Raw genomic sequence first — 13169 nt, 5'->3', positions numbered from 1 at the left:
GGGGCGGGGCTCGAATCCGTCCGAGTTGTCATCCCGGAAAGCGCGGAGCGCTTGTCCGGGACCCAGGTGAACCGCAAGGCATCCGCCCAGTCCCCTGGGTCCCGGACAGCCTCTGCGAGGCTTCCGGGATGACAACGGATAGAGGCGATGGACGCTGTTCCGGAGACGTGGCCCTACCACCCTTAGCTGGCCGTGCGCGCCTCCCGGGCCAGTTGGTCGGCTTGGCGCTCCAGCTCATCGGCCTGGGACGGCAGGCGGTCGGCCAGGTCGCGCAGGTCGGCGTCGGTGACGACCTGGCCGCGCGCGCGGTTGTCCTCGATCTGCCTGGCGCGATAGGCGGGATCGCGCAGGCGGGCGGCTTCCTCGCGCATCTGCTGGGCGCCTTGGCGCATCTGCACGGCCCCCCGGGCCATCTGGGCGCGGGCCTTGACCATCTGGCGCGCGGCCTCCTGGCGGGCCTGCTCGCCGATCTTGCGGGCCCATTCGCCGTCGGCCATGGCCCGGTCGGCCTCGACGCGCGCCTGGTCGGCGGCGCGGCGGGCCTGGGCGCGGGCCTCATGGGCCTGGCGTCGGGCCTCGGCGGCTTGGGCGCGCGCTTCGGCGGCCTGGGCGCGGGCCTCGATGGCGGCCTTCGCCTCCTCGGGCGTCGCGGACCGGAAATAGGTGTAGCCGGGGCCCGCCGGGGGCTCGGGCGGGGGCGGCGGCGGAGGCGGCGGTTCGGGCGGCGCCGGAGGGGCAGGGGGAGGCGGCGGTGGCGGGACCAGGGCGGCCATGGCGATCGCTTCCACGGGCGGAGCAGCGGGCGGAGCGGGCGGCGCGGGCGGCGGGGGCGGGGCGACCCAGTCCTGGCGGGTCACGGCCAGGGCGGCCAGGGGCGTGGCGACGGCGGCCAGGGCGGCGACGGCCAGGATCACCGTCAGGGGCCGGCGACGGGCGGGGGTGTCGGTCATGAGGCAGGCGATCCTTGTCTTCAGCGTGCGGGCGTCGGCGGCCATGGCGGTCGCGGCGCCCAGGACGGGACGGGTGGAGGGATGGGCGGCCAGGCCGACCAGGGCCCGGGCGTAGACGGCGCGATCAACGGTCTGGATCGCCGCGGCGTCGGCGGCCTCCTCCGAGCGTTCGGCGAGCGCGGCGTGCAGGCGCCAGACCAGCGGGTTGAACCAGAAGATCGCCAGGGCCAGCCGCGACAGGACCAGGAAGATCCAGTCGTGTCGCCGCAGGTGGGCCAGCTCGTGGGCCAGGATCGCCGGGGCGGCGCGGGGCTGGGCCAGGCTGGCCGGGTCGACGAGGATCGATCCGGGCGCGACGCCCCAGCTGAGCGGACTGGCGATGCGGTCGCTGGACACCAGAACCGGGCGGTCCTCGGACGGCAGGTGCTCGAGCGGCGCCAGCCATTGGCCCTCGGTCACCGGGCGACCTTGGCGGGTCCAGCGGTCCAGGGTGCGCAGCCCCAGCAGCAGCCGGCCGGCGATCGCCGCGAAGCCCGCCAGCCACAGGCCGCCGACCAGGCCGAGCGAAGACCAGGGCGGGGCGGTCGGCGCCGTGGCCGGCGCCGGGTCCGCGGCGCCCTGGCCCGCGAGCGCGGCGGGAAGCGGGGCGGGCGGCGGGGACGCCGGCAGCAGGGCCAGGTCCAGGGCCGGCAGGAGGTTCATGATCACCGGCAGGGCCAGCAACAGGCAGACCGTGGCGCGCAGGATGTCCACCCGCTCGACGGGACGCCGGGTCAGGAACCGGGCGCAGGCCAGGCCGGCGCCGGCCACCAGGCCGGACTTGACCAGCAGGGAGACGAGCAGGGTCCAGGTCATGGCTTGCGCTCCACCGCCTGGTCGATGACCCGTTCGAGCGCGGCGGCCTCTTCCGGGGTCAGGCGCTGGCCCAGGCCCAGCAGGGCGGTGGCGGCGCTGGCGGCCGAGCCGGCGAAGAAGGTGTCGATCATCCGCCGCAGGGCGCCGGCGGCGACGGCCTCGGTCCGCTGGGCGGGGCTGTACCGGAAGCCGTCGGGACCGGGCGTCCGCTCGACCAGCCCCTTGGCCTCCAGGCGCGAGAGCAGGGTGCGGACGGCGGAGTCGCTGAGCGGGTCGGACAGGGCGGCGCGGACGCCGGCGGCCGTGCCGGCCTCCAGGCGGCACAGGGTCTCGAAGACCTCGCGCTCGCGTCTGGGCAGGGATTCGATCACGGCGACCTCGCGGCTGGGAGTGGCGTTACATTTGTAGCGTTACATGTGTAGCGGGATGGGCGAAGTGAATTCGCCGTAACCTGGCGTCCTCGTCCCGAAAGCCCCCCGGCCGCCCCACCTTCGCCCCGCCAAGGCCAAGATTGCGGGCGATAGAACCCGCATGAGCCCGCGCGCCCGCCTGCTGACCCTCGCCGCCATTCTCGGCCTGGCCTTCGCCGGGGTCGCCGAGGCGTCGGTCGCGCCGCGCCTAGTCGAGACGCCGGCCACGGCGCCGGGCGACACCCTGGCCGTGTTCTATTCGGGCGACGGCGGCTGGGGCTCCCTGGACCAGGGCGTCGCCAAGGTGCTGGCCGCCGACGGCGTGCCGGTGCTGGGCGTCAATTCGCTGCGCTACTTCCTGACCCGCCGCCCGCCCCAGGCGGTGGCCGACGACCTGGCCGACCAGCTGCGCCGGCGCGAGGCGCAATGGGGCCGCCGGAAGATCGTGCTGGTCGGCTACTCCTTCGGGGCCGACGCCCTGCCGGCCATCGTGCCGTTGTTGCCGGCCGACCTGCGTGGTCAGATCAAGGGGCTGGTCCTGATCGGAACCGGCCCGCACGGCGACCTGACCTTCCACCCGGCCAGCTGGCTGAACCGTGCGACGGCCGATTCCTTCGCCGTCGCTCCCGCGATCGAGGCGCTGAAGGGTCTGCCGATGACCTGCATCTACGGCGACAAGGAGCGGCTGGACATCTGTCCGACCCTGCCGGCCGCCACGATCCGTCAGGTCAGGTTGCACGGCGGCCACCATTTCGACGGCGACTATGCGGGGCTGGGTCGGGCCGTGCTGAACGCCGCCGCGCTCTGAGATTTCGAGCGCAAGCTGACGTTGCGCACATCCACGTGAGCACATCGTGACCCGGCCCATCTGGATTTCGGGGGATCGAAACCCGGCCAACGCGCGTTTCAAGGGCCTGTAATCATCGGAGAGGGCCTTCTCGCCATGACCGCGTTCGGGTCAGTCGTTCGGCGTGCGCCGAGCGATCTGCCGCCACCACCAGTCGCCTTGCCGCCCCGCGCGGCGCTGTTTCTCGATCTTGACGGAACCCTGGCCCCCATCATGCCCCGCCCCGAACAGGTGGGGCCAGACGCGCGCCGCGCGGCGCTGCTCGACGACCTGTCGCGCGCGCTGGACGGCCGGCTGGCCGTCGTCAGCGGCCGCGCGCTGGAAGACGTCGACCGCATCCTGGAAGACCGGGTGAAGTTCGTCGCCGCCGTCCATGGCCTGGTGCGCCGCGGCGTGAACGGGGTCGACCGCGCCCGGGCGCATCCCGACCTGGACCTCGCCCGCGACGTGCTGCGCGACCTGGCGCGCGGCGACCGGGGCCTGCTGTTCGAGGACAAGACCCTCAGCGTCGCCCTGCATTATCGCAACGCGCCTTCGGCCGCCGACGCGGTGATCGAGGCCGCCGAGCGCCTGGCCCGGGGTTCGGAGCTGGTGCTCCAGCTGGGCGACATGGTCGCCGAGTTGCGCACGCCCGGCCAGGACAAGGGCAAGGCGATTTCCGCCTTCCTGCGCGAGTCCCCGTTCGACGGCGCCGCCCCGGTGTTCGTCGGCGACGACCTGACCGACGAGGACGGCTTCGCCGCCGCCGCCCGCCTGGGCGGCTATGGCGTGCTGGTCGGCCCTCCGGAGCGCCCCACCCGGGCGACCTATCGCCTGAACGACTTCAACGCCGTGCTCGACTGGTTGAGCGCCTCAATCGGAAGGGCCGCCGCATGAGCCGTCTGATCGTCGTTTCCAATCGCGTCAATCCGCCCACCGGCAAGGGCGACGAGAGCGTCGGCGGCCTGGCCATGGCCCTGGCCGCCGCTCTGCGGGAATATTCCGGGATCTGGTTCGGCTGGAGCGGCAAGACCACCACCGAGTTCACCGGCCAGCTGAACATGCAGAAGACCGACGGCGTCACCGTGGCCACGGTCGATCTCGAGGAGGGCGACTACCAGGAATATTACAACGGCTACGCCAACAAGACCCTGTGGCCGCTGTTTCACTACCGCGTCGACCTGACCGCCTACGACCGCTCGTTCGGCGAGGGCTATGACCGGGTCAACAAACGGTTCGCCCAGACCCTGCTGCCGCTGATCGAGCCGGACGACATCATCTGGGTGCACGACTACCACCTGATCCCGATGGCGCGGGAGCTGCGGCGGCTGGGCGTGACCAACCGCATCGGCTTCTTCCTGCACATTCCCTGGCCGGCCCACCAGCTGGTCGTGACCCTGCCGCGCCACCGCCCCCTGGTCGAGGCGCTGTTCCACTACGATCTGGTCGGCTTCCAGACCGAGGAGAGCGTCCAGGCCTTCGAGGGCTACGTGTTCAACGAGGTGGGCGGCGAGCGGACCGAGGACGGGCGGCTGACCGCCTTCGGCCAGGTCACCCAGGCCGGGGCCTTCCCGATCGGCATCGACGCCGAGGAATTCGCCCGCATCAAGGAAAGCCCGCGCGCCATCCGCGTTTACGACCGGCTGATGGCCCACAGCGTGTTCCGCAAGATGGTCGTCGGCGTCGATCGCCTGGACTATTCCAAGGGGCTGGAGGAGCGGCTGATCGGCTTCGAGCGGTTCCTGCACGACAATCCCGAGGCGCGCCGCGAGGTCATGCTGCTGCAGATCGCCCCGATCTCGCGTGACGAGGTCGAGGCCTATCAGGACCTGCGCGGGCGGCTGGACGGCCTGATCGGGCGGATCAACGGCGCCTATGCCGACATGGACTACAACCCGATCCGCTACCTCAACCGCAGCTACCGCCGCGACGAGCTGGCCGGGGTCTATCGCGCCTCCAAGGCCGCCCTGGTCACCCCGCTGCGCGATGGCATGAACCTGGTGGCCAAGGAATACGTGGCCTCGCAGACGCCCTGGGACCCGGGCGTGCTGATCCTGTCGCGCTTCGCCGGCGCCGCGCGCCAGATGAAGGAGGCGCTGATCATCAACCCCAACAGCCCCGAAGAGATCTCCGACGCCCTGACCCGGGCCCTGAACATGGATGTCGACGAACGCAAGCGGCGCTTCGAGAGCCTGATCGACAATGTCACTCGCCACGACGTCACGGCCTGGCGCGACGACTTCGTGGCCCAGCTGCGCGAGCCGACGCCGCCGCCGGCCCTGGCCAGGCCGAACGGAGCCAAGTTCGCCCTGACCGCGCCGCCCGCCTTGACCCTGCGCGCCGGCGGGAGAGCCTGAGGCATGGTTTTTCCGCTCGTCCCGGCGAACGCCGGGCGGGCGGTTCTAGGGAAAGGACATCCACATGGCGGCGCGTCCCACCTGGCAAGGCCACCTGCGGCTGTCGCTCGTCACCTGTCCGGTGGCGATGTACACGGCCGTCAGCCCCGGCGGCGAGGTCCGGTTCAACCTGCTGCACCCCAAGACCCACAACCGCATCAAGATGGTCGCCACCGATCCGGACCTGGGGCCGGTCGACCGCGCCGACCTGGTCAAGGGCTACGAGTACGAGAAGGACCATTATGTGATCCTGACCCCGGAGGAGATCGAGAGCGTGCGGCTGGAAAGCACCCGCACCATCGACATCGAGCGCTTCGTCGACGCCGGCGACATCGACCGACTGTATTGGGACAACCCCTATTTCCTGGTCCCGGACGGCAAGCTGGCGCTGGACGCCTACACCGTGATCCGCGACGCCATGGCCGGGGCCGGCAAGATCGCCCTGGGCCGGGTGGTGATGCACGCGCGCGAACGGCTGCTCGCCATCGAGCCGCGGGACAACGGCCTGGTCTGCTACACCCTGCGCAGCCACGACGAGGTGCGCGACCCGGCCGAGCTGTTCGACGACATCCCCGACAGGAAGGCCGACCCGCAGATGGTGGCCATCGCCGAGAAGATCATCGAGCAGCAGGAAGGCCCGTTCGATCCCAGCCAGTTCAAGGACCGCTACGAGGACGCCCTGCGGGCGCTGATCAAGCAGAAGGAAAAGGGCGGCAAGGCCAAGGTGACGGTGGAGGAGCCCGAGACCACCAATGTCGTCGACCTGATGGAGGCCCTGCGCAAGAGCCTGGGCCAGAAGCCGGGCGCGGCGCCCGCCACGGCCCGATCCATGGCCCAGTCCACGGCCAAGCCGAAGAAGGCCGCGGCAAAAGCGCCCACCAAGCGCGCCGCGCCCCGGAAGAAGGCCTCCTAGCCTCTCCGGCCGTGAAATCCCCCTTGCCATCCGCCGCGCCGCGCCGCTTTTGCCGGCGGGTGGCGTTCCGTGTTCCGAAATTCAGCTTCAGGCCGGTCGTGCTGGTCCTGGTCGCCCTGGCCGCCAGCAGTTGCGTCACCGTGCCCCCGATCTCGACGGTCGGCGGCGGGCTGGAGTGCCAGGGGCGCAAGTCCGCGCGTCCCACCGTGATCCTCGAGGCCGGGGCGTTCGGCGGGGCGGCCGACTGGTCGCTGGTGGCGCGGGACCTGGCCGCGAAGGGCAAGGTCTGCGCCTACGACCGCGACGGCATAGGCCTGGCGGGCATCCACGACCTCGACCGTTCGCCGGTCGCCATCGCCCGGCGGCTCGGCGCCCTGGTGGCGCAGGAGGAAGGCGATGCGCCGGTGATCCTGGCGGGGCACTCGAACGGGGGGCTCTATGTCGAGGCGTTCGCCCGCCTGTGGCCCGCGCGGACGGCGGGACTGGTGCTGGTCGACGCGGTGGGGACCGACGCCAAGGATCAGCCGCTGGCCCTGGCCGACCTGAAGCGGGAGGCCCGGCTGGCCGGCTTCACGCCGTTCGCCCGCGCGGTCGGCCTGACCCGCCTGGTTCCGCTGCTGGACGACATCTCGCCGACGGCCGAGGCGGCCGCCCGGCGGCGCAGGGCCTGGACGGGCCGGGCCAGCATCAGGGCGGCGCTGCAGGAGGAGCGGGCCTTCCTGCCCGGCCTGGGCGACATCGACGCCCTGCCGCCGCTGCGACCGGCCATCCCGGTGGCGGTGATCGTCGCCAGCCGCAACCCCGGCAAGCCCCTGGACCGCGCCTGGCGCGCCGCCGAGGTCGCCCCGGCCGGGCGCGCCTGCCGCGCGCTGGTCCTCGACGTCTTCGCCAGTCACACCTCGATCCTCGACGCCCAGCGCGACCACGTGGCCGAGGCGGTGGGCTGGGCGGCCGGCGAGCAGCCGGGCGCGGGCGTCCAGCGGTGCTGATGGCCTCCGGGGCCTGGCTTGCCTATGAGCGCCGGTCGGCCGTGACCCGCCGCAGCCAGCGCCGCGCCGGCGCGTCGTAGACCCGGAACGCGACCCAGGCCACGGCCGGCGCGATGACCACGGCCAGGACGCCGAACCACACCGGCAGCAGCGGCTTCCAGCCGTCCGGATAGAGCCGCAGCATCACCGCCCAGGTCGCCCAGTGCGTCGCATAGAGCGGGTAGGAGAGGTCGCCCGTCGTCCGGCACAAGGCGCCGGCGGCCCCCTTGGGATCGCAGGCGCTGGCCACGACCAGCAGCGGGAACAGCGCCGCCACGCAGGCGAAGTCGTAGATCCCGTTCCAGGGGCGGGGCGCCAGCGGCATGACCAGCGCCGCCAGCAGGGCCGCGGCCGGCAGCCAGAGGCGCGGGCGGGGCGCCAGGGCCCGGTAGCGCCAGCCCAGCCAGCCCAGGCCGAAGCTGAAGGCGGCCCGCACCACGCCCAGCCAGAAGGTCGCCTGGTCCCAGCCGGTCTCCACCCCGTTCAGGCCCAGGGCGACCCAGGCCATCACCGCCCCGCTGCAGAATACGATCGCCGCCACCACGATGTCGGGCGCCCGGCGCAGCGGGAACCACAGGGCGCTGACGATCACCTCCAGGCACAGCGACCAGGCGGGCGGGTTGAACGGGAAGAGGCTGGGAAAGGTCCATTCGGCCGGATGGCCCAGGCGGGGGACCAGCAGCAGGCCGCGCGCCAGGTTGGGCCAGACGGGCGGGCTGTGGCGCCAGGTCAGGACCGCGCCGATCAGCGTCGACAGCACCAGCAGCGGCCAGATCCTGACGATACGGATCCACAGATAGGCCGGCCAGCCGATGTCGCGCCGCTCGAACGCGTGGGCCAGGACGAAGCCGCTGAGGCAGAAGAAGAAGTCCACCGCCAGGTAGCCGTGCGCGAAGCGGCCCGGCCGTCCCGACCAGTCGGCCGCGTGGTACAGCAGCACCCCCAGCGCCGCCACCGCCCGCAGGCCGTCCAGGGCGGCGAGGCGTTGTGTCCTGTGCGTCGTCACGTGATGACCTGGCCTTGCTCAGTTTAGGCCAGGAGCAGGGTGCGCACGCCCAACTCCAGAGCCGCGGAGGCCAGGCGTTTGTCCAAGGTCACCAGCAGGTGATCTTCCCGGCGGCAGGCGGCCGCGTGGAGCGCGTCGGGCACGCGCAGCATAAGGTCGAAGCGGCGAACGAAGACGTTGGCGAGCCGGACGTCGGAGGCCTGAAGATCGAGGTCTCGCGCGGCGGCGGCGCGCCAGGCGTCGAAATCCGAAAGGCGTCGGCTCGCGTCCTCGCGATCCAGGAGCTCGGTCCGAACCAGTCGTGAGAGGGCCGAAGCGACCTCGGCGGCCGCGAACTCACTGATAATCAGATCGTCGTCCAGTTGCTCGATAAACCGATCGACAAGGGCGCTGGCGGCTTCCTCGATCAGGGTCGGCAGGATGACGCTGGCGTCGAGATAGACGCTCAAGCCTCGCGATCCTCGTAGAGCTGATCCAGCAGTTCCACGGAACCAAGCCCGACAGGCTTACGAGTCTGACGACGCGCCCGCAGCCAGGCATAGGTCGCGGGCGGCGTCTTGCGAGGCGGCGTCGTGACTGGCCGAAGTTCGGCGACGGGCTTTCCGTGCCGGGCGATGATCACCTCTTCGCCTTCTAGCGCTCGATCGATCAAGCGAGGCAATCCGTTCTTGGCGTCCGCCACGCTATAGGTGCTCATCACGCCTCCGGATTTATAGCCATGAGGATAGCTATAAATCCGCAAGAGGCAAGCTGTGTCACCGCACCGAGGTCCACGGGCGGCTCAGCAGCACCGCGCAGTTGATCAGGCCGACCAGAGAATAGGTCTGCGGATAGTTGCCCCACAGCTCGCCGTCCGCGAAGCCGATGTCCTCAGACAACAGGCCGGCGGTGGTGCGGCGGGCCAGCATCTCCTCGAACAGATCGCGCGCCTCGTCGATCCGGCCGGCCAGGTACAGGGCCTCGACCAGCCAGAAGGTGCAGATGTTGAACGCCGTCTGCGGGGCGCCGAAGTCGTCGGGGATGGCGTAGCGCAGCAGGTAGGAGCCCTTGCGCAGGCCGGCCTCGATGGCGGCGACGGTGGCGACGTTGCGCGGATCCTTGGCCTCGATGAAGCGCAGGTCGACCAATTGCAGCAGGCTGGCGTCCAGCTCGTCGCCCTCGAAGGTGGCGGCGTAGCGGCCCAGCTCCGCGTTCCAGGCGCGTTCGTCGATCGTCTGGCGCACCTTGGCGGCGCGGTCGTTCCAGAAGTCGGCGCGGTCGGTCAGGCCCAGGCGCGCGGCGGCGTTGCCCAGCCGGTCGCAGGCCGCCCAGCACATCACCGCCGAATAGGTGTGGACATTGGCCCGGCCGCGGAACTCCCACAGGCTGGCGTCGGGCTGGTCGTGCAGCTGGAAGGCCCGCTCGCCCACCGGCTCCAGGTTCTGGAAGTCCTCGATCGTGCCGGGGCGCAGCAGGCGCTCGTCGAAAAAGGCCTGGACGGTCGACAGGATGATCTGGCCGTAGACGTCGTGCTGCTGGTGTTCGAACGCCTGGTTGCCGATCCGCACGGGCCCCATGCCGCGATAGCCGGCCAGGGCGGGGGCGAAGCGTTCTGTCAGCTGCGGCTCGAACCCCACCCCGAACAGCGGCTGGATGTGCCCGCCCGCCGCGCGGTCGACGATGTTGCGCAGATAGCCCAGATAGTTCTCCAGGATGTCGACCGCGCCCAGGCGGTTCAGGGCCTGAACCACGTAATAGGCGTCGCGCAGCCAGCAGTAGCGGTAGTCCCAGTTGCGGCCGCTGTCGGCGTGCTCGGGGATCGAGGTGGTCATGGCCGCGACGATCGCCCCGGTCTCCTCGTGCATGCAGAGCTTCAGGGTGATGGCCGAGCGGATCACCGCGCTCTGGTAGTCCAGCGGCACGGCCAGGCCGCGCACCCAGTCCATCCAGTATTCCTGGGTCTGCTGCAGCATGCGGTTGCAGGTGGCCCCGATGTCGGCGTTGAAGCCCTCGTCGGCGCCCAGATACATGGCGATCGGCCGCTCCAGCCGGAAGGTGCGCTCCTCCAGCACGTGCGACACCGGCCCGTCGGTGGACAGGCGCAGGGTCATGTCCGAGCACAGGTAGCGGATGTGGTTGGAGCCGTGGGTGGTCTCGGCCGCCCGCGCGCCCCAGTCGGCGGTGGGGCGCAGGCGGATGGTGATCCGCGCCACGCTGGTCAGGGGACGGATCAGGCGGATGAAGGCGGTGGGCCGGAAGCTGCGCCCGAACTGCTGGTAGCGGGGGGCGAAGTCGATGACCTCGACGCTGGCCCCGTCGGCGTCGGTGATCACCGTGCGCAGGATCGGGGTGTTGCGCAGGTATTCCTGCTGGACGGCCGTGGCGCCGTCGACCGCGACCTCCCAGGTCCCCAGGGCGGCGGGATCGCCGGGCTCCAGCCCGCCCAGGAGGGCGCTGAACACCGGGTCGGAATCGATGCGCGGCGCGCAGGCCCAGACGAAGCGGCCGCAGCGGTCGATCAGGGCGCTGACCGCGCAGTTGCCGATCGGGAAGAGGTCGAGGTTCTGCGGCATGCTGTGGTTTCGCTCGCTTTCAGCTTTAGTTTTCAAACCGCGGGGTCACCTTCGGATCAGGATGGGCACCGGCGAGTGCTTGCTGGTGTGGGCCGCGATGTGGGCGCCGATGTGCTCGAAGGTGATGTCGGTGCACGCCTCGCCGATCTTCAGGCCGTCGATCTGCAGGCTGTCGATGCCGATCGGCAGGCGCGGGTCGGTCAGGTGCACCTCGCCCCGCCAGCCGTCGATGGTGATGCCCAGGCACGCCTGCAGCATCATGAAGGCCGAGCCGGCCGCCCAGGCCTGCGGCAGGCAGGCCACCGGATAGGCCACCGGCGGTTCGCCTGGTTGGCGTGGGAAGCCACAGAACAGCTCGGGCAGGCGCATCTCGTAGTGGGCGGCGGTCTCGAACAGGCCCGAGGTCATGTCCACCACCCCGTCGCGATGGCCGTAGCGGGCCAGGCCCATGGCGCAGATCGCCGTGTCGTGCGGCCAGACCGAGCCGTTGTGGTAGCTCATCGGATTGAAGCGCGGCTCGCCCTGGGCCAGGGTCCGCACGCCGAACCCATTGTGGAACGCCGCCGACAGCAGGGCGTCGGCCACCTTGGCGGCGCGCTCCGGCGAGGGCAGGCCGCAGAACAGCAGGTGTCCGGGGTTGGAGCCGCGCACCCGGCAGGGCTTGCCATGGCCGTCGACGGCCATGGCGTAGAAGCCCCTGTCCTCCATCCAGAACTTGGTCTCGACCTGCTGGCGCAGGTGCTCTGCCTTGGCGCGCCAGCGCTCGGCGTTCGCGGGGTCGCCGCGCCGCTCGGCCAGGTCCGCCATGCCCCGGAAGGCGGCGAAGGCGTAGCCCTGGACCTCCACGACCGCGATCGGGCCGTCGGGGAACTTGCCGTCCTCGTGGAAGACGCTGTCCTCGCTGTCCTTCCAGTTCTGGTTCGACAGGCCGGAGTCCAGGCCGCGGGCGTAGTCGATCAGGCCGTCGCCGTCGCTGTCGCCGAAGTGCTCGATCCAGGCGATGGCCGCCAGCAGCGGCTCCCATAGGCGCTCGATGAAGGCCAGGTCGCCGGTGCGTTCGGCGTAGGCGCAGGCCAGGGCCACGAACAGCGGCGTGGTGTCGACCCCGCCGTAGTAGCGGCCGAACGGCAGCTCGCCCAGGGCGGTCATCTCGCCCTTGCGGGTCTCGTGCATGATCTTGCCGGGCGCGCTGTCCTGGAAGGCGCTGACCTCCTCGGCCTGATGCTCGGCCAGATAGCCCAGCACGCCCCTGGCGAGGCTGGGCTCGATCCACAGCACCTGCCAGGCGGTGATGATCGCGTCGCGCCCGAACGGGGTCGAGAACCACGGGATGCCCGCATAGGGATAGGGGCCGGTGGCGAACTGGGTGGTCAGGAGGGCCAGATCCGCCCGCGACTTCTCCAGCCAGTCGTTGAACAGCCGGCCCGAACTGTGCAGCCGCGCGCCGCGCCGCCGGCGGTTGCGCATGTCGATCCGGGCCCGCGCCGCCGCCGCCCGCCACCGCTCGCGCGTCGGCGGATGGGCGGGCTCGACGCCGACCTCGACATAGAGGTCGAAGTGGGTCTCGGGCGTCAGCATGAACATGAAGTCGGCCCGTTGCGGGCCCAGGCGGCCTGGGGGCTCGGAGAACGAGACGATGCTGGTGCGGCGCACGCCGTCCAGGCCGTCATAGGCGTAGGTCACCGAGCGGCCGTTCGTCTGGGCCGGCAGGACCCGGCCGCGGGCGGGGCGCTTGGAGCCGCGCACCTCGAACATGTCGTGGAAGTCGGCGTCGAATTCCAGGCTGACCGGCAGGATGACCATGTCGCGGCTGTAGTTGACGAAGCGCAGGCGCTCGTACAGCCGCTGGTCCCACAGGAAGCGCTTGCGCTCGACATGGATCGCGCCGTGCGGCGCCGCCGCCCCGCCCAGGGCGGGCAGGGGCTCGTTGGTCGAGTGCGAGGTGAAGAACACGTTGTCCTGCGACACCGCCGCGCTCAGCAGGGCGGGCGCGCGGTTGCCGATCAGCAGGCGCAGCCGCGACAGCAGGCGGGTGTCGTCGTGGAACAGGCCGTCGGCCGCGCCCAGCACGTCGCCGAACGCGTCGGCGACCAGGAAGGTGTCCTTGTCCTTCAGCGCGAACAGCCGGTAGGGAACGCGCGGCTCGCCGGTCTCGCCCTGTTCGACGGCGCCGCTCGGGGTCGGGCCTGGTGTGAGATCGTCCATGTCTTTTGGCCCCTTGCGCTGAGGTCCC

12 protein-coding genes are annotated in these 13169 nt (G+C 71.3%); 5 read left to right on the top strand and 7 right to left on the bottom strand.

Annotation, left to right across the window (positions count from 1 at the left end):
• Positions 1-182: 182 nt before the first annotated feature.
• Both AC07NX_RS11220 and AC07NX_RS11215 read right to left on the bottom strand, forming a co-directional pair.
• Positions 183-1805: a M56 family metallopeptidase gene (locus AC07NX_RS11220; protein ID WP_494641833.1), complete on the bottom strand. Its 1623-nt coding sequence runs from the start codon at positions 1803-1805 to the stop codon at positions 183-185.
• Positions 1802-2176 carry a BlaI/MecI/CopY family transcriptional regulator gene (locus AC07NX_RS11215; RefSeq protein ID WP_494641831.1) on the bottom strand — a complete coding sequence of 125 codons (375 nt, stop codon included), beginning with the start codon at positions 2174-2176 and terminating at the stop codon, positions 1802-1804. The genes AC07NX_RS11220 and AC07NX_RS11215 overlap by 4 nt, the downstream gene beginning before the upstream one ends.
• Positions 2177-2336: 160 nt before the next feature.
• Here AC07NX_RS11215 and AC07NX_RS11210 point away from each other — a divergent pair, with 160 nt between their 5' ends.
• The 5 genes from AC07NX_RS11210 (at position 2337) to AC07NX_RS11190 (ending at position 7339) form a co-directional block, all read left to right on the top strand.
• Positions 2337-3023, top strand: coding sequence for an AcvB/VirJ family lysyl-phosphatidylglycerol hydrolase (locus tag AC07NX_RS11210; RefSeq protein WP_494641830.1), 687 nt, complete (start codon positions 2337-2339; stop codon positions 3021-3023).
• Positions 3024-3158: 135 nt separating this feature from the next.
• A complete protein-coding gene (gene otsB, locus AC07NX_RS11205) occupies positions 3159-3938 on the top strand; it encodes a trehalose-phosphatase (RefSeq protein ID WP_494641829.1) in 780 nt (259 codons plus the stop codon).
• The gene (locus AC07NX_RS11200) at positions 3935-5398 is read left to right on the top strand and encodes an alpha,alpha-trehalose-phosphate synthase (UDP-forming) (protein WP_494641827.1); all 1464 of its coding nucleotides are present in this window, start codon (positions 3935-3937) and stop codon (positions 5396-5398) included. The genes otsB and AC07NX_RS11200 overlap by 4 nt, the downstream gene beginning before the upstream one ends.
• Positions 5399-5462: 64 nt before the next feature.
• Positions 5463-6350 (top strand): non-homologous end joining protein Ku, encoded by an 888-nt coding sequence (ku, locus tag AC07NX_RS11195; RefSeq protein WP_494641826.1) that lies wholly within the window; start codon positions 5463-5465, stop codon positions 6348-6350.
• A 23-nt stretch (positions 6351-6373) separates the two neighbouring features.
• Positions 6374-7339 (top strand): alpha/beta fold hydrolase, encoded by a 966-nt coding sequence (locus tag AC07NX_RS11190; protein WP_494641825.1) that lies wholly within the window; start codon positions 6374-6376, stop codon positions 7337-7339.
• A 22-nt stretch (positions 7340-7361) separates the two neighbouring features.
• Here the strand turns inward: AC07NX_RS11190 and AC07NX_RS11185 are convergent, their stop codons facing one another.
• The 5 genes from AC07NX_RS11185 to AC07NX_RS11165 are packed head-to-tail and all read right to left on the bottom strand — an operon-like array spanning position 7362 to position 13141.
• On the bottom strand, positions 7362-8384 hold the full coding sequence (locus AC07NX_RS11185; protein WP_494641824.1) for an acyltransferase family protein: 1023 nt from the start codon (positions 8382-8384) through the stop codon (positions 7362-7364).
• A gap of 23 nt (positions 8385-8407) precedes the next feature.
• Complete coding sequence (locus AC07NX_RS11180) at positions 8408-8833, bottom strand: type II toxin-antitoxin system VapC family toxin (RefSeq protein ID WP_494641822.1); 426 nt, start codon at positions 8831-8833, stop codon at positions 8408-8410.
• On the bottom strand, positions 8830-9081 hold the full coding sequence (locus AC07NX_RS11175) for a type II toxin-antitoxin system Phd/YefM family antitoxin (protein WP_494641821.1): 252 nt from the start codon (positions 9079-9081) through the stop codon (positions 8830-8832). Before AC07NX_RS11175 ends, AC07NX_RS11180 begins: the two co-directional genes overlap by 4 nt.
• Before the next feature lie 58 nt (positions 9082-9139).
• Positions 9140-10936, bottom strand: a complete 1797-nt coding sequence (locus tag AC07NX_RS11170) for a glycoside hydrolase family 15 protein (RefSeq protein ID WP_494641820.1) — start codon at positions 10934-10936, stop codon at positions 9140-9142.
• Between the two features lie 45 nt (positions 10937-10981).
• Positions 10982-13141, bottom strand: a complete 2160-nt coding sequence (locus tag AC07NX_RS11165) for an amylo-alpha-1,6-glucosidase (protein ID WP_494641819.1) — start codon at positions 13139-13141, stop codon at positions 10982-10984.
• Between the last annotated feature and the right edge of the window lie 28 nt (positions 13142-13169).

The organism is Caulobacter sp. GW821-FHT09A05 (genome assembly GCF_059418465.1).
The sequence above is the reverse complement of the archived record's forward strand: the minus strand, read 5'-3'. Positions and strand labels throughout refer to the sequence as shown.